Genomic DNA, 21153 nt, shown 5'->3' with positions numbered 1-21153 from the left:
TTGAGGGTTGGAAGTTGGGAATCTGTCATCTGTTATCCGTCATCTGTTATCTGATATCTGTCAGTTGTCAGTTGTCAGCCCGTCACCTCCGCCCCTCCCCAGGCCCGGGTCACCCGGGGGTCGGCCAGGACCGTCGCCGTCGGGCCGGTGGCGACCATCCGGCCGTCGGCCATCGCGTAGACGGTGTCGGCGAGCTCGGTCACCAGGTCCGGATCGTGCTCGACCAGCAGCAGCGCCATGCCGGTGTCGGCGAGACCGCGCAGGACGGTCACCAGGCGCGCCGTCTGCGCGCTGTCCAGACCGGCCGCCGGCTCGTCCAGGAGCAGGACGCGCGGCTCGCCGGCCAGGGCCCGTGCCAGTTCGACCAGCCGAAGTACGCCCGTCGGCTGCTCACCGGCCGGTTCCGCCGCCAGCGCGTCCAGCCCGAGCACGGCGAGTGCGCGGGCCGTCCGCTCGGCCGCCGCGCCGGCTTCGCGGTGGCGGCGGGTGCCGGGGCGCTGTTCGGCGCCGACCCGGACGTTCTCCGCGACGGAGAGCCTCGGGAACACGGCGATCTGCTGGAAGGTGCGGGCCAGCCCGAGCCGGACCCGCTCGTGCACCGGCAGCCGGGTGACGTCCCGGCCGCCGAGCAGGACCAGGCCGGCGTCCGGGCGGGCGGTGCCGGCGAGGCAGTCGAACAGCGTGCTCTTGCCCGCACCGTTCGGCCCGATCAGCGCGGTGACCCGCCCCGCCGGCGCGGTCAGGTCCACCCCCGCCACCGCCTCGATCCCGCCGTAGCGGCGGACCAGGCCCCGGGCGGTGAGCCGGGCGGTGCCGCGCTCGCCGTTCACGGGCCGGCCGCCCGGCGGGCCGCGATCGCCGCGCGCACCCGCCGTCCCGCCGGCGTCAGCCCGCCCACCAGCGGAGGAGGCAGCGGCGACGGCGCGGGGCCGGCCCGGGCGTTCACCCGGCCCGCCGCGAGGCCCGCCAGACCGCCCGGCAGTCGCCCGATGCCCGCCGCCAGCACCCCCACCGCGACCGCCGACACCCCCGCCACCGTGCCCGCGTCCAGGCCGATCAGCAGGGCCGCCGCCAGCACCGCGCCCAGCGCGCTGTCCGCCCCCGCCACCACCACCGCCGCGAACCAGAGCAGCCCGCGCACCGGGTCGAACGCCGCCGCGTCGAACGCCCGACCCGCCATCCCCATCAGCCCGCCGCCGAGCGCCGCCAGCGCCGCCCCCGCCACGAAGGCGAACAGCTTGAGCCCCGGCACGTCGACCCCGGCCGCGGCCGCCCCCGGTTCGTGGTCGCGCAGCGCGCTCAGCGCCCGCCCGACCCGCCCGCCGTGCAGCGCCCGCACCACGGCCGCGCCCAGCCCGAGCAGCAGCAGTTCGGCGACGTAGAAGGCGCGGTCGCCGGAGAGGAAGGCGGGCCGGTCCAGCGTCAGCCCGGTGGTCGCGTACGGCTGCTGGAAGACGAACCGGCTCAGCGTCGTCCCGACCGCGAAGGTCACCAGCGCCAGGGCCAGGCCGCGTCGCCGGATCGCCGGCCAGCCGGTCAGCAGCCCGAGCGGCGCGGTGGCGAGGACGGCGAACAGCAGCGCGGGCGCGGCCGGCAGGGCCGGCAGGCCGGGGATCCGACCGGACATCAGCAGCGCCGTCCCGAGCGCCCCCAGCCCCGCGTACCCGGCCTGGCCCAGCGAGATCTGCCCGCCGTAGCCGGTCACCACCACGATCGACAGCAGGACCAGCGCCAGCGCGGGGACCAGCAGGGCGCCGCGCAGGTCGTTGCCGCGGAAGCCGAGCGGCAGCAGGAGCAGCACCAGGCAGACCGCGCGGGCCGCCAGGGCGCCCCGACGGCCCGCCGGAGTCCCGGGGCCCCTACCTCCCACGCCGCGGGACCGGGACGTCACCGGTGACGCGTCCGCGCCGCCCCGCCCGCCGGTGATCCGGGGCCCGGCCAGCAGCGCGGCGACCAGCAGCGCCACCACGAACAGGTTCGCCTGCACCGCCTGCAGCAGCGGCAGCAACTGTCCGCTCGGCCGGAACCGCGTCAGCTCCGCCTGCAGGACACCCAGCCCGAGCCCGGTCACCACGGCCACCGGGATGCTCCGCAACCGGGCCGCCACCGCGACCGCCATCGTCTCCATCACCAGCAGGGGCAGCCCGTACGGATCCAGCAGCAGGTACGGCGCGAGCGCGATCCCGACCAGCCCGGCGGTGAACGAGCCGAACGCCCACCCGGCCGCCGACACCCGGTCTGCGGCCACCCCGGCGAGTTCGGCGAGCCGCCGGTCGTCGACCACCGCCCGCAGCCGCAGGCCGAAGGGGGTGAAGCGGGTGGTCGCGCCCACCGTCAGGGCGAGCACCAGGATCGCGACCAGCTGCGCCACCGTGTCGGGGCGCAGCAGGTGCCCACCGGGCAGCCCGATCGGCGCGCCGCTGAACGGGGACGGCGCGCCGGCCACCGGCGCGGTGCCCCACACCAGCACCACCACCCCGATGACCAGCACGAACACGCCCAGGCCGGCCACCATGGTCTCGGCCGAACCGGCGCCGCGCCGTTGCAGCGGCCGGTACACCAGGACGTCCAGCAGCACCCCGAGGGCGGGCGCCACCAGCAACAGGCAGCATGCGACGGCCGGCCAGACCGGCCAGTGCCGCACCACCACCAGGTCGCGCAGCAGATAGGCGACGAGCATCGCCTGGGCGCCCTGGGCGAGGTTGAGCACGCCGGTGGCGCGGTGGCAGACGACCAGCCCGATGCCGCTGAGCGCGGCGGCGCTGCCGACGGTCAGGCCGGCGAGGGCGAGGTCGACGGTGAGGCCGGCCGAGTCGCCGGACCCGGCGGCCGGCAGCAGGGCGGCGAGCGCCCGGGTCAGGGGGGTGGGCACTGGGTCGCCGCCTCAGCCGGTCGGCGGGTTCGGATCGTCCGGACGGGTGGCGGGGTCGTCGGGCCCGTCGTGGCTGTCGCGGAGCGGCTCCGGGTCGCAGAGGCGGCAGGGTGTCAGCGCCCGGTCGCGGACGGTCCGGGCGTCGACCGGGGCGGCGGTGGGTTTGCCCGCCACCAGCGGACAGTCCGGGCGGTGGTAGAGCGTGCCGCCCGGGACGGCCAGCGGCGCGGCGGCCGAGGCGGCGGGGTCCGGACGGTCATCGGGAAGGACGTCGCTGTCGACCAGCAGGGCGTACAGGTGCTCGATCCTGCGGTCCGTCGCACTCGGTGCGGCCTCCGGCGACGGCTCGGCCCGCGCCCGGACGGAGGAGCGCAGGGCGACCAGGACGACACCCGCCACGATCAGCGCCGCACCCGGGACGGTCGCGGAGGCCAGATAGGGGACCTGCTCCTCGACGAAGCGCTCGCCCGAGACCCCGTACCAGCCCAGGACGCAGAGCACCGCGCCGACCGCGACGAGCGCCCATCCGGGCCACTCGCGGCTCTCCCGCGCCGATCGCACCACGAGGGCAGCACGGGCCGCCCGGGCCGCCGCGTCCGGCAGGCGCGCCGGTGCGCCTTTCGACCGGTTCGGGGCGTTCTGCTGCTCGGATTGCGATTCGTCCATGGATCCGCCTTGATGGTGTCACTTGCGACATTTCCAGGATCGGCCTGGAACAGCATCCGGAGCCGGGCCACCCGCCCCGCGCGGCAGTCGAGAGGAACACCATGCACGTGAGGCAGAGCGGCCCCCGTCGCGTCGGCGGCCCGGTCCTGCGGTCGGTGAGCGCCCTGCTCGCGCTGCTGCTGGCGGGCACGGCGGCGGCATGCAGCAGCACGTCGAACTCCTCGGCCGGTTCGTCGGCCTCCGCCTCCGCCTCCGCGCCCGCGTCGGCCTCCGCCGCCACGTCGAGTGCCAGCGCCAGCGCCGGGGCGACCGCGCCCGCCGATCCGGCGACGGCCAAGACCGAGATCACCACCAACTGGCAGAAGTTCTTCGACCCGACCACCCCCATCCCCGAGAAGGCCTCGTTGCTCCAGAACGGTGATGTGCTGCTCCCCGTCCTGGAGGGCTTCGCGCAGGACCCGCGGGTCGGCCAGGTGAAGGCCAGGGTGACGGACGTGTCGTTCACCTCCCCGACCGAGGCCACCGTCACCTACGAGCTCTCGCTCCAGGGCACCGTGATCGAGCCGGCGGCGACCGGGAAGGCGGTGCTGGACAACGGGGTCTGGAAGGTCTCCCGCTCCAGCCTCTGCGGTCTGCTGGTCCAGGCCGCCGGTACGGGCGGCACCCCGATCCCCGGATGCAGCTGACCCCTGCTCCGCGCCCGCGGGCCGCCGACGGGAGCCCCCGTCGGCGGCCGTCCGCCCGCGTCGCCGCCGTCCTCGCGTCGGTGCTCGCGCTCGTCGCGGTGTCCGGCTGCGGCACGCGCCTCCCGGACAGTTCCTTCACCGCCCGCCCGACCGCGTCCGGCGGTACCGCGTCCGGCGGTACGAGCGGCGGCGCGTCCAACGCCACCGGCAACCCGGCCTCCGACACCGGAGTCACCCCGACCGAGATCCGCCTCGGCGTCGTCACCTCGCTGACCAGCCCGGTCGGCAGCGAGGTGTTCAGCGGCCCGCGCTACGGCGCCCAGGCCTTCTTCCAGGCCCTCGACGACCGGGGCGGCCTGCACGGCCGCACCGTCAAGCTCGTCACCTGCGACGACGGCGGCAGCGGCATCGGCAACCAGGACTGCGTGCACCGGCTGATCGACCAGTCGCACGTCTTCGCCCTCGTCTCCGGCAGCGTCCTCGACTACGCGGGCGCCTCCTACGTGAGCGGCAAGGCCGTGCCCGACGTCGGCGGCCAGCCGATCGGCACCGCGTACGACCGGTGGCCGCACCTCTACGGCATCTACGGCAGCAGCGCCCCGCGCGACGGGCACGCCGTCGGCTGGAACGGCACGCTCTACCAGTCCACCGAGGTGTTCCGTTTCTTCAAGGAGCGGCTGGGCGCGAACAGCGCCGCCGTGGTCGCCTACAACCAGGCCGACTCCGCCCGCTACGCCGCCCAGCTGCGCGCCGGCCTGGAGGCCGAGGGCTACCGGGTGCTCACGCAGACGGTGGACTTCGCGCTGCCGAACTTCCAGGCGGTCGCCGCGGCCGTCCGGGCGGACGGGTCGCAGCTGCTGTTCGACGCCATGGACACCCGGGGCAACGCCGCGCTCTGCCGCGCCCTGGACGAGGCGGGCACGCACGTCACCGCCAAGGTGACCAACGTGCAGAACTGGTCGCAGACCGTCCGCACCGACTACCAGGCCTCGCCGGCCTGCCGCAACGCGCTCTGGGCCACCTCCGCCTCGCTCAACTACGCGGACTCCGCCCGCTACCCGGCGGTGGCGGAGTTCCGCGCGGCGATGGCGCGGTACTACCCGGACCGGGAGCCGCTGCTGTCGGCCTGGGAGCTGGAGGGCTGGGCGGGTGCGCGGTGGCTCACCGACGCGATGGACTCGTGCGGGGCGGAGCTCACCCGGGCCTGCGTCGAACGGTTCATGAACCGCACCGAGCCCTACGACGCGCACGGCCTGATCCTGCCCGCCTCCTTCGTGCCGCGGCCCCCGCCGACGGGGCCGACCCGGGCCTGCCTGAACGCCGCCCGCTGGCAGGACTCGGCCGACGGCGGGCGCGGCGGCTGGGTCACCCAGGTGGAGTCCATGGCCACCACCTGTTTCGACGTGCCGCAGCTGCCGTACAAACCGTGAGCCGCGCGCGTCCCCCGGGGGGATGGCCCGCGTGTCAGCCGAGGCGCTCCACGACGACCATCGCCGCGTCGTCGTCGAGCCGCCCGCCGACGTGGGCGAGCAGGTCGCGGCGCAGGTGGTGCAGCAGGGCGGCCGGACGCTCGGCCGGGTGGGCGGCGATCCGCTCGGCGACCCGCTCGCGCAGCGGGTAGAACCGCCGCTCGGCGTCGCGGGCCTCGATCACGCCGTCCGTGTAGATCAGCAGCCGATCGCCGGGCAGGAACGGGAACTCCTCGACCACGTAGGGCGCCGGTGCCAGTTCGCCGAGGCCCAGCGGGGGCGCCGTACGGGTCGGCTCCAGCACGGTGACCTCGCCGCCGTGCAGGAGCAGCGGCGGCGGGTGGCCGCAGTCGACGAGGCGGACCATCGAGCCGCCGTCCGGGATGTCGAGGACGACGGCGGTGATGAACGACTCGTCGCTGTCGTTCGGGGTGCCGGTGTCCGGTGTCCGGGCCGGTGTCCGCGCGGCGGAGCGGGGCGGTGGACGGGTCCGGGGGTGCGCGGCGGGGCGGCGGAACGGGCGGGGGCGGAGCTGCTCCTGCTCCTGGGCGCGCTGCTGCTCGGCGAGCTGGGCGAGGTCCCAGGCGATGCTGCCGTCGAGGTGGCCGACGAGGCCGGGCAGGTCGGCGTACAGATGGGCGGCGGCGCGGAAGGCGCCCAGCAGCAGGGCGGCGTCGCCGAGCGAGGAGAGGCCCTTGCCACGGACGTCGCCGACCAGCAGCCGGGTGCCGGTGGTGGTGCGGGCCGCCGCGTAGAGGTCGCCGCCGACCTGCGCCTCGGCCTCGGCGGCCAGGTAGACGGAGGCGAGGTGCAGCGGGCCGATCCGGTCCGGCAGTGGGCGCAGCAGGACGCGCTGGGCGGCTTCGGAGACGGAGCGGACCTGCGCCAGCTCGCGTTCGTGCCGGTCGCGCAGGACGCGCAGGCCGACGATGAGCGCCGAGACGACGAGCAGCGCGCCCAGCTGGGTCTGGTGGCTGACCGTGGTGAGGCCGTCGCGCACGATGCCGAGGACGGTGAGCGCGGCGAGGGCGAGCAGGGCGACGAGGGCGGTGACGCGGGCGCCGGCCAGCGAGGCGGTGAGGGCGGGGGCGACGATCAGCAGCGGGCCCAGGTGGACGTCCGGCGGCGAGAGCGCGTCGACCACGGTGATCAGCACGATCAGGGCGAGCGGTACGGCCGTCAGCGCGCGGCGGTCGGGCCGCCCGGGCCGCCAGGAACGGCGGCGGTCACGGGAACGCCGTTCGTCGGGACGCCGCTCGTCGGGACGCCGCGCGCGGGGAGGCTGCCGAGGTGGCACCTCTCCTCTGTACACCGTCCGGGCGGTCCGCCGCACCCCGAGGCGGTCGGCGGTGCGGCGGTCGTGCGGCGGGCGGGCGGCGCGGCGGGCGCCCGGGTCAGTCCTCCGCGCCGTAGCGGGCCAGGTAGTCGGCGAACCGGGCGACGTCCTCGTCCGTCCAGTCGGTGAAGCGGGCCGCGAAGGAGAGCCGCCGCTGCTCGTTGGCCTCGCGCAGCAGGGTCAGGCCGGCCTCGGTGGCGAGCAGGATCTGGCCGCGCTGGTCCTCCGGGTCGGTCTCGCGGCGCAGCAGCCCGAGCTTCTCCAGGGCGGTGACCTGGCGGCTCACCGTGGACTTGTCGAGCATGAAGTGCGCGGCGACGTCGGCGGCCCGGCAGCCGCCGCGCTCGGTGATGAGGTCCAGGACGCTGTAGGTGACCAGGGAGAGGTCGGGGTGCAGCTGGGAGGCCTTGTGCCGGGCGCGGCGGGCGAAGGCGGTCAGTTCGCGCTGGATGGTGGCGATGGACGTCTCGCGGTCGGGCACGGTGACCTACCTCCTCGGTGCTCGGGAAATTAGTTGCATCATACAACGGTTTCGGGCCTGCTCGAAGCTCCGGACGGAGCGTCCGGCGCACCGGCCCGGCCGGCCTGCCAGGTGCGCGCCGCCGCGATCCGGCGGGTCGCGCTCGGATGAGTGGCGAACAGTAGCTCAAGCACTCGCGGCGGGTCGACGTCGGACACGTTGGTCAGCGCCAGTCTGCGCTGCATCGCGACGAACTGCTCGGCGTCCTCGGTGAGTTCGAGCGCGTGCAGGTCGGCCCGGGTCTCCACCCGACGGCTTACCGCGCACTGCACCGGACCGGACAGCGCGCCCAGTACCGCCGCGCACGCCGCCAGCAGCGGCAGCGACCGCGGATCGGCCGCGTCCGCCGCGCCGGCCGCCGACAGCAGCGCGTCCCAGCCGGACGCCAGGCCCAGCAGGGCCACCACCACGGCCGCGCCGACCGCGCCCAGCACCGTCCCGGTCAGCACGTCCCGGTGCTTGACGTGCCCCAGCTCGTGCGCCACCACCAGCTCCACCTCGCGCGGATCGGCGGTCGACAGCAGCGTGTCGTACGCGACGATCCGCCGCGTCGCCCCCAGGCCCGAGACGTACGCGTTCAGTGCCGTCGTCCGGCGCGAGGCGTCCGCCACCAGGACGTCCCGCACCCGGACGCCGTCCCGGGCGGCCAGGCCCAGCAGCGACTCGCGCAGCGGGCCCGGGGTCATCGGGGTGAAGCGGTTGAACACCGGCTCGACGAGCAGCGGGTAGAGGAAGGAGAGCGCGGCGGTCAGCAGCGCGGCCGCGCCCGCCGCCGGGAGCCACCAGTGCTCCGGCGAACGGCCGGTGAGCGCGTACAGGCCGAGGGCCACCGGCAGGGCGAGGGCGAGGGTGAGGGCGAGCCCGCGCAGCGCGTCCACCGCCCAGCCGGCCCAGCCCTGGGTGACCAGGCCGAACCGGGCCCGGACCGACCGGGCGCCCGCCCCGAACGGCAGCTGTGTCAGTTGGCCGAGCAGCACCAGGGCGGCGGCCCCGCCGAGCACCTCCGCCGCCCAGGAGCCGCCGAACCAGCCCCCGACCGCCGACACCAGCCCGGCGCCGGCGGGGGTCAGGCCGAGTGCGAGGGTCAGCGCCAGGCCGGCGAGGCGCCCGCCGAGGGCCCACGGGAGCTGGGCGCGGCGCAGCGCGCGGCCGCGGGCGCGCTGGGCGGGGGTGAAGTCGGGGGCGGGGGAGGGCGCGGAGGGGTGGTCGCCCGGGGTTGGGCTGACAGAATCTGTCATCTGTTATCCGTCATCTGAAATCTGTCAGTTGTCAATTGTCAGCTGTCAGTCGCCGTCCGGAGGGCGGCGTCCGTCAGTCGTCAACGGCCGGTCGGCGGGCGGTACGGCGGGTGGTGCTCGGCGGGGTGTCCGTGGTTCGTCGTCCCCCGGCAGCCAGCATGTCACTCCTCGACGGGCCCCGTGGCGCGCCGGGTACCCGCGCGGAGCAACTGGTGACCGAGGTCGATCAGCGCCCGGCCGACCGCGAACTCGTCGCCCACCGCCGGAGCCGGGGCGTCGAGCGGATTGCGGCGGGCGAGCGCGTCGCTGTGCAGCACGTCGCCGTCGGCGTCGAGCACGGCGTGCACCCGGGTGGTGTCCCGCTCCTCGACCACGTGCAGGCTCAGCTGCCAGTCCTTGGTGCGGACGGTCGGCTGCCCGTCCCCTTCTGCTTCCGCCACTCCCTCCGACGCCGCTTTCGAGGGCGCCGATCCGTCGATCCCGACCACGATCCGCCGACCGTTCGCCGCACTCCCGTTGCCGGCCATGACCCACCACCTGCCGTCCGGCCCCCGCGCCCTCGCCTGCCGTCCCCCACCGCGCCGCCACGCTTCCACGCTGCGCGCCGTCCGGCCGTCGCGCCAGGGACACCGCGGCCCGCTCGGCGCGCGGATCGGGACGGTCGGGCCAGTGGCCGGCCTGTGCCCGCTGCGCCGTGCGTTCCGGGGGTCGGACGTGTGCCGACGGGCGGCCGGTGGTTGTGGATGTGGAGCGAGGCAGACGCGGGGGAGTGGCGTAGGCTGACCGCTTCCGGATCGACCCCTGGGGGAACACTCATGCGCCGTGCCGCGGCCGCCGTCGCACTGCTGCTCGGGCTGATACCCGTGGCCGCCTGCGGACCGGACGACTCCGGTCCGGCCACCGCCAAGGCCTCCAGGCCCGCCGATGCCGCCGATGCCGCCGGTGACGCCGCCGCCGCGAAGGCCTCGCCCGACGCCGCCGCGTCCGCCGCGTCCGCCGCCCCCGGCGACCAGACGTCCGCGGACGGCGGAGCGCCCCGCGCCGACGGCAGCATCACGGTGGCGTTCGCCGGGGACGTCCACTTCGAGGGCCGCACCGAGGCCCGGCTCTCCGTCCAGCCCCCCGAGACGGCCCTCGGCCCGATCGCCAAGTCCCTCTCCGCCGCCGACCTCGCCGTCCTCAACCTGGAGACGGCGATCACCGACCGCGGCGCGCCCGAGCCGAAGACGTACACCTTCCGCACCTCGCCGAAGGCGCTCACGGCGCTCAAGGACTCCGGCGTCGACGTCGTCTCGCTCGCCAACAACCACGCCGTCGACTTCGGCGCCGACGGTCTCGCCGACACCCTCGCCGCGAAGGCCTCCTCACCGCTCCCGATCGTCGGCTTCGGCCGCAACTCCCAGGAGGCGTACGCCCCGTACGTCACCACCGTGCGCGGGGTGAAGGTCGCGGTGGTCGCGGCCAGCCAGGTCGAGGACCTCACCAACCAGAAGTGGCGCGCCGGTGCGAACAAGCCCGGCATCGCCTCGGCGCTGGACCAGGCCGCCCTGGTGAAGGCGGTCGAGGAGGCGAAGCGGCAGGCACCGGTCGTGCTGGTCTACCTGCACTGGGGCGACGAGGGCAAGGCCTGCCCGACCGGCGCCCAGACCGCCATCGCCAAGAAGCTCGCGGGCGCGGGCGCGACCGCCGTCGTCGGCACCCACGCGCACACCATGCTCGGCGCGGGCATGCTCGGCTCCACCTACATCGGGTACGGCTTCGGCAACTTCCTCTGGTACGGCACCTCCAACTACGCCAACTCCAACGAGACCGGCGTCACCACGCTGACCGTGAGCCCGGCCGGCAAGGTGCTCGGCGAGGCGTTCGCCCCGGCGACCGTCGACGACCGGGGCGTGCCGGTGTCGCAGACCGGCGCCGCCGCCACCGCCGCGCTCAAGCGCCGGGACGGCCTGCGGGACTGCACCGGGCTCTCCCCGGTCCCGGGCGCCGCCGCCGGCTCCCCGTCCGCTCGAACCACCGGACCCACAAGCTCCGCACCCGCCACGGCCGCCTCGCACTGAGAGAGACGCGGCGGCGACCGCGATATGACGCTCCGTCAGTCCTTGTGGTCGGCCTCGCCGTGCTTCCAGTAGCCCTTGCTGTGGACGCGTTCGCGAGGGAGGGCCCAGTCGGTGAGCAGGTGGCGCCGGACGGTGGCCACGGCGTGGGCCTCGCCGGCCAGCCAGGCGGTGGTGCCGGGCGGGAGGTCGGTGGCGAGCAGGGTGTCGGAGAGCGTCCGGCCCTTCGGGCGGGCAGGGTCGCGGGTCAGCCAGTGGCCGGTCAGGCCGGGCCGGGCGGGTAGCGGCAGGGTGGCCCCGGTGGCGTCGCCGACCTCGACGAACACGGTGACCGGAACGGTCGGCGGGAGCTCCTCCAGGATGGTGAGCGCGGCGGGCAGGGCGCTCTCGTCGGCGGCGAGCAGCACGTGCTCGGCGTCCTCGAAGGAGGGCCGACGGCCGCGCGGTCCGGACAGTCGGGCCTCGTCGCCGGGGCGGACGGTCGCGGCCCAGCGGGAGAGCGGACCGTTGCCGTGCAGCACGACGTCGATGTCCACCTCTCGCCCGGCGGGGCGGTGGTGCCGGATGGTGTAGGCCCGGGAACGGCCCTCCGGGGTCGCCAACTTGACCCACTGGGTGGCGTGTTCGACGGCGAGGGTGTCCAGGCTGGGCCCGGCGAAGGTGAGCCGGACGAGGGCGGGGGTGAGCGAGGTGACGGCGGTGACCCGTACGTCGTGGGTCGGCCGGGGGCGACGGAACACGGTGACTCCAGGGAATGGGGTGGCGCCGTAGCGGGCCCGGAGGTGAACACGGGCGCGGTGGGGTGCGGCGCGGAGGGGTCGAGCGGGAGGGGCGCGCGTCAGCGCGGCAGGTGCTGGTCGAGCAGCGCGTCGACGAACGCCGGGTCCAGCGGGCGGCGCAGCACCAGGGCGCGGTGGTAGAGCGGGGCGAGCAGGGCGTCCAGCACCACGGCGGCCTCGTCCGTGGTGAGCCCGAGGCAGGTGCGGGTGTGCGCGACGTCCCGGGAGCGCAGTGCGTCCAGGAAACCGCCGTGCAGCAACTCGGCCGTCCTGGCGTCCAGTTGGGCGTGGCCCAGGAGCGCCTGGAGGACCTTGCCGGCCGGCGCGTTGCCGAGGAAGTCCGCGAACCGGTGGACGTAGGCGCGCAGGTCGGCCGGGTCGGCGGGCGTCTCGGCGGGCCAGGCCAGGCCGGTGGCGGCGTCCAGGACGAGGTTGTCGAAGAGGATGTCGACCTTCGACTTCCACCACCGGTAGATGGTCTGCTTGGCGACCCCGGCGGCGGCGGCGATGCCCTCGATGGTCAGGCTCTCGAAGCCCTGCTCCACCAGGAGGTCGTCGGCGGCGTTCAGCACCGCCAGGCGCGCGGCCTCGCTGCGCCGGCCGCTGCTACCTGCGGCGACTTCGCCCTTCGCCGTGCCGCCCTTGCTCGCGCCTGTCGCCGTGCCTGCGGCAGCGGTGGCCCGGCCGCCGACGGCGCGGCTTCCGGTGGCGGGGCGGGGCTGGGCGGCGATGGTGTCGTGGTCCTTGTCCGGGGGCGGCTGCGGGCCGTTGAGCGTGGTCGCGGCCATCCTCTCACGCCTTGCCGGTACGGGCGGCCGACGCCTTGGCCGCCGTCGGAGCCGACGCCGGAGCCGGTGCCGCCGCGCGCGGACGGCGGACCAGGCCGGCCGCGACGGCGAGGGCCAGGACGGCGACCGCGGCGCTGAAGGTGACCCCGGCGGTGCGCAGTCCGGTCGCCCGGACGAGCACGCCGACGCCGATCACCGGCACCGAGAGCATGGTGAACAGCACCGCGAAGAACGCGGAGACCGCCTCGCCGCGCCGGTGCGGCTCCACCCCGCCGTTGATGGCGCCCAGCCCGGTGCCGATGGCCGTGCCGGTGGCCAGGCCGTTGACGCAGGCGCCGAGCAGCAGCGGCGGCAGTGCCCCGCCGAGCAGCGCACCGGCCACCAGTGCGGCGGCCAGCACCAGCCCGGCGCAGGCCAGCGGCAGCGTGCGGGCCGGCGGCAGGACGCGGACGAGCAGTTGCCCGACGGCGGTGGAGAGGAAGGCCAGGGCGACCACGAGCCCGGTGAGCGCATGGTTGTGCAGGCCGAGCACGGTGGCCAGGAAGAGCCCGCTGACGGCGGTGAGCACGCCGGTGACGGCGAAGCCGGCGCCACCGGCGAGCGCGGCGCGCAGGAACGCGGGCCGGATGGCGGGCGGGACGTGCAGCGGCTGGAGCCGCAGGTGGAACCGGGCGCCGGCGCGGACCTCGGCGGGCACCGTCTCGGGGACGGCGAACAGACCGAACAGGGCGGCGCCGGTGAGGACGAGCATGACGGTCCAGGGCAGTCGCAGCGGTGAACCGGCCCATTCGGCGAGGACGCCGGCGAACAGGGTGCCGCCGGCCAGCCCGCCCATGTTGGCGGTCAGTGCGACGGTCTGGGCGCGCAGCCGGCGCTCGGGCGGGGCGAGGTCGAGCAGGGCGGCCGTGGCGGCGCCGGTGACCAGGGCGGCGCCGAAGCCGGAGAGGACTCGGGCGGCGAGCAGCCAGGGCAGCGAGTCGGCGGCCTCGAAGAGCGCGGCGGCGCCCGCGGCGAGCAGCAGGGCGGTGACGATGACGGGGCGTCGGCCGATCTGGTCGGAGAGGCGGCCGAGGGCGAGCAGGCCGGCGACGACGCCGAGCGCGTAGACGGCGAAGATCACCGTGACGGTGAACGTCGAGAAGCCGAAGGCGTGTTGGTAGAGCGGATAGAGCGGGGTCGGGACGGTGGTGCCGGCCATGGTGACCCAGAAGGCGAGGGCGACGGCGGCCGGGGCGAGCGGCCTGCCGGGGCGTCGGGGCGGGGCGGAGGGCATGGGTGCTCCTCGGGGTGACGGCGCGGGTGGAGGAAGGGCGCGCCGGTGTCGGCGTCGGCGGCAGTGCCGGTCCGGCTGTCGCGGCGTGCGGGCGCACGCTGCCGGAGGTGAAAGTGGACGCAACGTTGCGTCTCGATCCAACGTTTCGACGCTAACACTGGACGCAACGTTGCGTCTACCTTCGTCGCCCCACCGCTCCGGCTCGGCCTGGGCGGCCGGAGGTGCCATGCGGCCCATCGATGCGTTTCGGAGGTGCGGAGGTGCGTAGTTGACGGCTCAGCAGGGTCTTCGCCCGGCCTCGCGCGACCTCTCGGCGAGTGCGAACAGTTGTGTTAGGTTAGCCTTGCCTAATGTCGCTGGTCGGAGGGGATTTTCTGTGCAGCAGTCCGAACTCGCCGGCGCCGTGGCGATGGTCACCGGCGCCGGGCAGGGGATCGGCGCGGCGGTGACGCGGGCGCTCGTCGCCGCGGGCGCCACCGTCGCGGCGGTCGACCGCAACCCGGGGCCGCTCGCCGAACTCGCGGACGAGCTGTCGGGCCGGCCGGGCGACCCCGCCTCGGGTGGTCCCGCCTCCGGCGGTCCCGTCCACCCCTATCTGCTGGACGTCTCCGACGCGGCGGCCGTCGAGTCGACCGTCGAACTGATGGAGCGTCAACTCGGCCCCGTCGGGATCCTGGTGAACGTCGCGGGAATCCTGCGCGCCGCGCCCGCCGTCGAACTCACCGACCGGGACTGGGCCGACACCTTCGCGGTCAACACCACCGGGGTCTTCCACACCTCCCGGGCACTCGGGCGGCGGATGGCCGAACGCGGCGGCGGCGTCATCGTCACCGTCGGCTCCAACGCCGCGGGCGTGCCGCGCACCGGAATGGCCGCCTATGCGGCCTCCAAGGCGGCGGCCACCATGTTCACCCGGTGTCTCGGCCTGGAACTCGGCCGCTCGGGGGTGCGCTGCAACATCGTCTCGCCCGGCTCCACCGACACCGAGATGCAGCGCGCGCTCTGGCAGGACGACGCCGAGGCCGCCGAGCGGCGCGTCATCGACGGCGACCCGGCCGACTACCGGGTCGGCATCCCGCTCGGCCGGATCGCCCAACCCGCCGACGTCGCCGAGGCGGTGGCCTTCCTGGTCTCCGACCGGGCCCGCCACATCACCATGCACGACCTCTACGTGGACGGCGGCGCCACCCTGCGCGCCTGACGCCACAACGGCTCCGCGCACCGCCCCGCCACGACTCCACGACGGCCCCACCTCCGGCGCGTCACGACCCTCGACGCCCGAGGACGCGCCGCACCCGGGGCCCGGCGCCCCATCGGGACCGCACCCCCACCGGGGCGCGTCCCCGGACCACACCACCCGCCGACCGCCGCGACGAGCAGCGCCGGCGGCCACTCGCAGACTGGGAGAATCCAGGTGACCACGGTGCACCACGCCCCCGCCGGGACGGACCACACCGTCATCGGCGCGGCCAGCGGGCTGCTGGGCCAGTATCGGGCCGCGCCCGACGAGGCGTTCTTCGCCTCCCCGACCCGCACGCTGCTCGCCGAGGGCGTGCACGCCCGGGTGCCCCAGGACGGGCGCCCGCTGGTCGACCGGGTCACCGCGACCCTCGCCCAGGCCCGCCGGGACGGCGTCGAACACCCGCTGGTGGTGGGCGCGGTGGCGTTCGACCACGACAGCCGGGCCGAACTCGCCGTCCCCGCCGCGCTCCGCACCTGCGGCGCCCTGCGCGACGACCCGCTGATCGCGCTGCCCGCCCCGGCCGCCGACCGGATCGACTGGACCGTCCGCCCGCTGCCCGCGCCCGAGGCGTACGGCGCGGGTGTCGCCGAGGCCGTGCACCGCCTCCAGGACGGCGAGTTGAGCAAGGTGGTGCTCTCCCGCACCCTGGAGCTGCGCGCCGACCGCCCGCTCGACCTGCCGGCGATCCTCCAGCGCCTCGGCCGCCGCGACCCCGGCGGCTACACCTTCGCCGTCCCCGCCGGCGGCGGCCGTACCCTCATCGGCGCCAGCCCCGAACTGCTCCTCTCGCGCAGCGGAACCACCGTCGTCGCCAACCCGCTGGCCGGCTCGGTCCCGCGCAGCGCCGACCTCGGCGAGGACGTCCGCCGCGCCGCCGCGCTGCTGGAGTCGCCCAAGGACCTCCAGGAGCACGCGTTCGTGGTGGACGCCATCCACGCCGCGCTCGCGCCGTACTGCCGCACCCTGGACGTGCCGGCGCGGCCCACCCTGGTGCGCACCGCCGCGATGTGGCACCTGGCCACCACCATCACCGGCGAACTGGCCGACCCGGACGTCTCCGCCCTGGAGCTGGCCGTCGCCCTGCACCCGACCCCGGCGGTCTGCGGCAGCCCGACCCCGCTGGCCCGCGAGGCGATCCGCGCGATCGAGCCGTTCGACCGGGGCCTTTACACGGGCATGGTCGGGTGGGGCGGCGCGGACGGCGACGGTGAGTGGGTGGTCACCCTGCGCTGCGCCGAGGCCGACGAGCGGACGCTGCGGGTGTTCGCGGGCGCGGGCGTGGTCGCCGACTCCCGGCCGGAGGCCGAACTCGCCGAGACCAGCGCCAAGTTCCGCACCTTCCTGGACGCCGCGGGGGTGCCGCGATGAGTGGCCAGGCCGGCCCGGGAGACACCGACATGACCGATCCGCGCGACGACGCGATGGCCGAGGTGCTCGCCGGATTCGCGCCGTACCCGGCCGAGTTCGCCGCCCGCTACCGGGCCGCCGGCCACTGGCGCGGCGAGACCTTCGGTTCGATGCTGCGCGAGCGCGCCGCCGCCCACCCCGACCGGATCGCGATCGTCGACCCGGCCGGCGGCGCGGGCGACGACCCGACCCGCCGCTGGACGTACGCCGAACTCGACCGGCGGGCCGACCGGATGGCCGCCGGGCTGCGGGCCCGCGGCATCGGCCGGGGCGACCGCGTGGTGGTCCAACTCCCCAATGTGGCCGAGTTCTTCGAGGTGGTCTTCGGGCTCTTCCGGATCGGTGCGCTGCCGGTCTTCGCGCTGCCCGCCCACCGGTACACCGAGATCTCCTACTTCTGCGCCTTCACCGGTGCCGTCGGCTATGTGATCCCGGCCGTCGAGGGCGGCTTCGACCACCGCGAACTGGCAAGCCGGGTGCGGGCGGAGACGCCCACACTGCGGCACGTCCTGGTGGTGGGCGGGGACGCCGGCGAGCACACCCCGCTGGCCGACGTCCCGCTCGACCCGTCCGGTGCGGCCCCGTCCGGTTCCCGTGTGCCCGAGCCGCAGCCCGGGGACGTCGCCTTCCTCCAACTGTCCGGCGGCAGCACCGGGGTGCCCAAGCTCATCCCGCGCACCCACGACGACTACATCTACTCGCTGCGCGGCTCGGTCGAGCTCTGCGGCCAGGACGCGCGCAGCGTCCACCTCGTCGTGCTGCCCGCCGCGCACAACTTCCCGCTCAGCTCCCCGGGTTCGCTCGGCACGCTGTACGCGGGCGGCCGGGTGGTGCTCTGTCCGCAGCCCAGCCCGGAGACGGCGTTCCCGCTGATCGAGCGCGAGGGCGTGACCGTCACCGGCCTGGTTCCGCCGCTGGCCCTGCTCTGGCTGGAGGCCGCCGAGCGGCGTCGCTCGGCCGGCGAGGACCTCGGGCTGGAGACGCTGGAGGTGCTGCTCGTCGGCGGCGCCAAGTTCAGCGAGGAGGCGGCCCGACGGGTGCGCCCGGTGCTGGGCTGCACCCTCCAGCAGGTGTTCGGGATGGCCGAGGGCCTCGTCAACTACACCCGGCTGGACGACCCGGAGGAGGTGATCGTCACCACCCAGGGCCGACCGATCTCCCCGGACGACGAGGTGCGGGTCGTCGACGACGAGGACCGCGACCTGCCCGACGGCACCACCGGCCACCTGCTCACCCGCGGCCCGTACACCATCCGCGGCTACTGGAACGCCCCCGAGCACAACGTCAACTCCTTCACCCCAGACGGCTTCTACCGCACCGGCGACCTGGTCCGCCGCACCGCCACCGGCCACCTGGTGGTCGAGGGCCGGGCCAAGGACCAGATCAACCGGGGCGGCGAGAAGGTCGCCGCCGAGGAGATCGAGAACCACCTGCTGGCCCACCCGGCCGTGCACGACGCCGCGGTGGTCTCGATGCCCGACCCGTACCTCGGCGAGCGCACCTGCGCCTATGTGGTGCTGCGCGAGGAACACCGCGCGCGGCCACCGAAGCCCGTCGAGCTGAAGCGCTTCGTGCGCGGGCGCGGACTGGCCGACTTCAAGGTGCCGGACCGGGTCGAGTTCGTCGACGCCTTCCCCGCCACCGGCATCGGCAAGGTCAGCAAGAAGGACCTGCGCGCCGCGATCGCCGCCTCCCTCAGCTCCTCCGTCACGTCCTCCGTCACCTCCTCCCTCTCCTCCTCCTGAACTCCCCGACACGTTAAGGACGCACTGCCGTGGGCCTGCCCCGCATCCCCTCCTATCCGATGCCCGCCGCCGCCGAGCTGCCGGCCAACCGGGTCGACTGGACGGTCGACCCGTCCCGGGCCGTGCTGCTGGTGCACGACCTGCAGAACCACTTCCTCAGCGCCTTCGACACGTCGGCCGCGCCGGTCACCGAGCTGTTCGCCAACGTCAACCGGCTGCGCGCCTGGGCCGCCGAACACGGCGTGCCCGTCGTCTACTCGGCGCAGCCGGGCGGCCAGAGCGCCGAACAGCGGGGCCTCCAGCAGGACTTCTGGGGCCCGGGCATCCCGGACGACCCGCGGGCAGCGGCCGTCGCCGACGCGGTCGCCCCGGCCGAGGGCGACCGCCTGCTCACCAAGTGGAAGTACAGCGCCTTCGTCCGCACCGAGCTGGACGAGCTGCTCCGCGAGCAGGGCCGCGACGAGCTGGTGATCACCGGCGTGTACACGCACATCGGGGTGCAGGCGACCGCCTGCGACGCCTGGATGCGGGACATCCGGGCCTTCGTGGTGGCCGACGCGGTCGCCGACTTCGGCGCGGACGAGCACCGCGCCGCGCTCACCTGGGTGGCCGGGCGCTGCGGCGTCGTCACCGGTACCGACGCCGTAGTGGGCCGTCGTGGAAGGGAAGTGACGGGCATGGCCTTCACCGTGGAGCGGATCCGGGCCGAGGTCGCCGACCTGCTCGGCGAGGACCCGGCGGACATCCCGCTGGACGAGAACCTGGCCGACTGGGGCCTGGACTCGGTGCGGCTGATGGCGCTCGCCGAGCGCTGGCGGGCCGAGGGCGCCGAGGTGGCCTTCCTCCAACTGGCCGAGCGCCCGGCCGTCGAGGCCTGGGCCGAACTGCTCGGCGCGTCCTGATGGAGCCCGGCACGGCGACGCGGTCGGCGCGAGCGGGGAAGTGGCCGTCGACCACGGCGGTCGGCCCGATCGAGGCGCAGGCCGCGCGGACGCCGGACGCCCCGGCGCTGCTGCCGGCCGGCGGAGCGCCGGTGAGCTACGGCGAGTTGAACGCCGCGGCCAACCGGCTGGCGCGCTGCCTGACGGACCGCGGCGCCCGCCCCGGTACGGTCGTCGGCCTCGCGCTCACCCTCCGCCCCGCCGACCTTGTAGCGGCGCTGCTGGCGGTGGCCAAGTCGGGTGCGGCGTACCTGGCGCTGGACCCGGACGACGCTCCGGGGCGGCTCTCCTGGCTGCTCGCGGACGCGGCGCCGGTCTGCGTGGTGGGTGAGGGGGTGCCGGGCGCGGAGCGGCCGAGCGTCGCGGAGCTGGCCGGCCGGGCGGTCACCGACCCGCCGCGGGCGCTCACCCCGCAGCACCCGCAGTGCCGGGCGTACGGACCGGGCGGGCGCCCGGCGGGGGTGTGGACGACGCACGCCGAGGTGGACCGCCGGGTGCGTGAGCTGCAGGCCGTGTACGGGCTGGGCCCGGCGGACCGCATGCTGCAACTCGGGCTGCCGCTCTGGGAGTTCCTGTGGCCGCTGCGGACCGGGGCGGCGCTGGTGCTGGCCGACCCGGACCGTCCGGGCGAGGTCGGGGAGCTGGTCCGGGAGGCCGGGGTGACCGCCCTGCGGGCGGCGCCGGCGGTACTCGGCGAGCTGCTGCCCGAACCGGGGCCGGTGCACCTGGTCCCGGAGCGGGGCTGACGGCGGGCCGGCAGCGGGCTGACAAATGACAGCTGACAGATAACAGCTGACAGAATCTGATATCTGAAATCTGTCAGCTGTCATTTGTCAGCCGCCATCCGCGAGCCCCCATCGGGAGCTCACCCGCGGGCCGCCGCGAAGTCGGCCGCTGTCCAGGCCATCGCGACCGCGCCGTCCAGGATCGCGCGGTCCGCCTCCGGCGAGACGGCCGCCTCGACGAACGCGGCCTCGTGCGGGCCGCAGGCGCCGCCGGTGATGTCCAGCACCGGGTGGATGGCCGGTACGACGTGGGAGACGTTGCCCATGTCGGTGCAGGCGAAGGGCCCGCTCTCGACCGGCTCCGGGCGGCCCACCGCCGCGGCGTTGGCCCGCCAGAGCGCGAGCAGCCCGCGGTCGCTGCGGAAGTCCAGGTAGTCGGGCTCGGGCCGGGTCAGCTCGACCTCGCACCCGGTGGCCAGCGCGCCCGCCCGGAAACAGTCCTCGACCCGGGCGCGCAGCGCCGCGAGGTCCTCGGCGGCCGAGGTCCGGATCTCGTACTCGGCGGTGGCGCTGTCGGGGATGAGGTTGGGGGCCGTCCCGGCGGCCGTGGTGATGCCGTGCACCCGCCAGTGCGGCGGCAGTTGCTGGCGCAGCAGCCCGAGCGCGACCTGGGCGACGGTGAGGGCGTCGGCGGCGTTGCGCCCCTCGTGCGGGTTGAGGCTCGGGTGGGCGGCGCGGCCGGTGTAGCGGACGGACAGCGTGCCGAGCGCGAAGGAGTGGAAGTCGGCGACCTCCACCGGGCAGGGGTGGACCATCATCGCGGCGTCCACGCCATCGAAGGCGCCCGCGTCCAGCAGCAGCGCCTTTCCGGCCCCGCGCTCCTCGGCGGGTGCGCCGACCACTCGGACGGTGAGCCCGAGTCGGTCGGCGTGCGGGGCGAGGCCGAGGGCGGCGCCCAGACCGGCGGCGATGAGGTTGTGGCCGCAGGCGTGGCCGAGTCCGGGCAGGGCGTCGTACTCGCAGACGATCGCGACGGTGACCGGCCCGCTGCCGAGGCTCGCGGTGAATGCGGTGGGCAGGCCGGGCGCCCCGGCGGTGACGGAGTAGCCGTGCTCGCGCAGCAGTTGGGCGCACCACTCGGCGGCGCGGTGTTCCTCGAACGCGGTCTCCGGGTGGGCGTGGATACGGCGGCTGAGCGTCAGCAGCTCGTCCTGGTGGGCGAGGACGCGCTCGCGCACGGCCTCCTTCAGTGCGGGGTCGGCCGACCCGGCGGTGACCGTCGGCTCGCTCGGGGCGCGCTCGCGTTCAAAGGGGACATCGGCGCCTCCGGGGCTTCAGGGCCCGCCTCCCGGCGGGCTGTTGACCAGACGATATGTAGATAGCTTAGGCTAACCTAAGTAGGCAGTAG

At 75.5% G+C, this 21153-nt stretch carries 19 protein-coding genes; 8 read left to right on the top strand and 11 right to left on the bottom strand.

Annotated elements, in window-relative coordinates:
- Positions 1-74: 74 nt before the first annotated feature.
- From ACFP3U_RS04610 to ACFP3U_RS04600, 3 genes are read right to left on the bottom strand one after another with little or no spacing between them, the layout of a single operon-like run.
- Positions 75-830, bottom strand: coding sequence for an ABC transporter ATP-binding protein (locus ACFP3U_RS04610; RefSeq protein ID WP_380223861.1), 756 nt, complete (start codon positions 828-830; stop codon positions 75-77).
- The gene (locus ACFP3U_RS04605; RefSeq protein WP_380223860.1) at positions 827-2872 is read right to left on the bottom strand and encodes an ABC transporter permease; all 2046 of its coding nucleotides are present in this window, start codon (positions 2870-2872) and stop codon (positions 827-829) included. The genes ACFP3U_RS04610 and ACFP3U_RS04605 overlap by 4 nt, the downstream gene beginning before the upstream one ends.
- A gap of 12 nt (positions 2873-2884) precedes the next feature.
- The gene (locus ACFP3U_RS04600; protein ID WP_380223859.1) at positions 2885-3538 is read right to left on the bottom strand and encodes a hypothetical protein; all 654 of its coding nucleotides are present in this window, start codon (positions 3536-3538) and stop codon (positions 2885-2887) included.
- Positions 3539-3639: 101 nt separating this feature from the next.
- Between ACFP3U_RS04600 and ACFP3U_RS04595 the strand changes: the two genes are divergently transcribed.
- Positions 3640-4224: an MTB12 C-terminal domain-containing protein gene (locus ACFP3U_RS04595; RefSeq protein ID WP_380223858.1), complete on the top strand. Its 585-nt coding sequence runs from the start codon at positions 3640-3642 to the stop codon at positions 4222-4224.
- Complete coding sequence (locus ACFP3U_RS04590) at positions 4215-5654, top strand: ABC transporter substrate-binding protein (RefSeq protein WP_380223857.1); 1440 nt, start codon at positions 4215-4217, stop codon at positions 5652-5654. The genes ACFP3U_RS04595 and ACFP3U_RS04590 overlap by 10 nt, the downstream gene beginning before the upstream one ends.
- A gap of 34 nt (positions 5655-5688) precedes the next feature.
- On the opposite strand, the gene ACFP3U_RS04585 is transcribed toward ACFP3U_RS04590, so the two are convergent.
- The 4 genes from ACFP3U_RS04585 to ACFP3U_RS04570 form a co-directional block, all read right to left on the bottom strand.
- Positions 5689-6990 (bottom strand): PP2C family protein-serine/threonine phosphatase, encoded by a 1302-nt coding sequence (locus tag ACFP3U_RS04585; RefSeq protein WP_380223856.1) that lies wholly within the window; start codon positions 6988-6990, stop codon positions 5689-5691.
- A gap of 97 nt (positions 6991-7087) precedes the next feature.
- Positions 7088-7510, bottom strand: coding sequence for a MarR family winged helix-turn-helix transcriptional regulator (locus ACFP3U_RS04580; RefSeq protein ID WP_380223855.1), 423 nt, complete (start codon positions 7508-7510; stop codon positions 7088-7090).
- 38 nt (positions 7511-7548) lie between these two features.
- On the bottom strand, positions 7549-8787 hold the full coding sequence (locus ACFP3U_RS04575) for a M48 family metalloprotease (RefSeq protein ID WP_380223854.1): 1239 nt from the start codon (positions 8785-8787) through the stop codon (positions 7549-7551).
- 161 nt (positions 8788-8948) lie between these two features.
- Complete coding sequence (locus ACFP3U_RS04570) at positions 8949-9227, bottom strand: dsRBD fold-containing protein (protein ID WP_380223853.1); 279 nt, start codon at positions 9225-9227, stop codon at positions 8949-8951.
- 375 nt (positions 9228-9602) lie between these two features.
- On the opposite strand from ACFP3U_RS04570, the gene ACFP3U_RS04565 reads away from it, so the two are divergent.
- Positions 9603-10847: a CapA family protein gene (locus ACFP3U_RS04565; RefSeq protein WP_380223852.1), complete on the top strand. Its 1245-nt coding sequence runs from the start codon at positions 9603-9605 to the stop codon at positions 10845-10847.
- A 35-nt stretch (positions 10848-10882) separates the two neighbouring features.
- Here the strand turns inward: ACFP3U_RS04565 and ACFP3U_RS04560 are convergent, their stop codons facing one another.
- The 3 genes from ACFP3U_RS04560 to ACFP3U_RS04550 all read right to left on the bottom strand — a co-directional run bounded on the left by ACFP3U_RS04560 (position 10883) and on the right by ACFP3U_RS04550 (position 13684).
- Positions 10883-11584, bottom strand: coding sequence for a siderophore-interacting protein (locus ACFP3U_RS04560; protein WP_380223851.1), 702 nt, complete (start codon positions 11582-11584; stop codon positions 10883-10885).
- A 98-nt stretch (positions 11585-11682) separates the two neighbouring features.
- Entirely contained in the window at positions 11683-12411 is a 729-nt protein-coding gene (locus ACFP3U_RS04555) for a TetR/AcrR family transcriptional regulator (RefSeq protein WP_380223850.1), read from the bottom strand.
- Between the two features lie 4 nt (positions 12412-12415).
- The gene (locus ACFP3U_RS04550; RefSeq protein WP_380223849.1) at positions 12416-13684 is read right to left on the bottom strand and encodes an MFS transporter; all 1269 of its coding nucleotides are present in this window, start codon (positions 13682-13684) and stop codon (positions 12416-12418) included.
- Between the two features lie 343 nt (positions 13685-14027).
- Between ACFP3U_RS04550 and ACFP3U_RS04545 the strand changes: the two genes are divergently transcribed.
- The 5 genes from ACFP3U_RS04545 (at position 14028) to ACFP3U_RS04525 (ending at position 19766) form a co-directional block, all read left to right on the top strand.
- Positions 14028-14885, top strand: a complete 858-nt coding sequence (locus ACFP3U_RS04545) for a 2,3-dihydro-2,3-dihydroxybenzoate dehydrogenase (RefSeq protein WP_380223964.1) — start codon at positions 14028-14030, stop codon at positions 14883-14885.
- A 207-nt stretch (positions 14886-15092) separates the two neighbouring features.
- Positions 15093-16295, top strand: a complete 1203-nt coding sequence (gene dhbC, locus ACFP3U_RS04540) for an isochorismate synthase DhbC (protein ID WP_380223963.1) — start codon at positions 15093-15095, stop codon at positions 16293-16295.
- A 29-nt stretch (positions 16296-16324) separates the two neighbouring features.
- A complete protein-coding gene (locus ACFP3U_RS04535; protein ID WP_380223848.1) occupies positions 16325-18079 on the top strand; it encodes a (2,3-dihydroxybenzoyl)adenylate synthase in 1755 nt (584 codons plus the stop codon).
- Between the two features lie 29 nt (positions 18080-18108).
- On the top strand, positions 18109-18981 hold the full coding sequence (locus ACFP3U_RS04530; protein ID WP_380223846.1) for an isochorismatase family protein: 873 nt from the start codon (positions 18109-18111) through the stop codon (positions 18979-18981).
- On the top strand, positions 18981-19766 hold the full coding sequence (locus ACFP3U_RS04525; protein WP_380223845.1) for an AMP-binding protein: 786 nt from the start codon (positions 18981-18983) through the stop codon (positions 19764-19766). The genes ACFP3U_RS04530 and ACFP3U_RS04525 overlap by 1 nt, the downstream gene beginning before the upstream one ends.
- Before the next feature lie 119 nt (positions 19767-19885).
- On the opposite strand, the gene ACFP3U_RS04520 is transcribed toward ACFP3U_RS04525, so the two are convergent.
- The gene (locus tag ACFP3U_RS04520; protein WP_380223962.1) at positions 19886-20995 is read right to left on the bottom strand and encodes a M20 family metallopeptidase; all 1110 of its coding nucleotides are present in this window, start codon (positions 20993-20995) and stop codon (positions 19886-19888) included.
- Positions 20996-21153: the final 158 nt, after the last annotated feature.

It is taken from the genome of Kitasatospora misakiensis (assembly GCF_042656005.1).
In the GTDB taxonomy this organism is placed as follows: Bacteria; Actinomycetota; Actinomycetes; order Streptomycetales; family Streptomycetaceae; genus Kitasatospora; species Kitasatospora misakiensis.
This window is presented reverse-complemented; position numbering and strand designations above follow the sequence as displayed.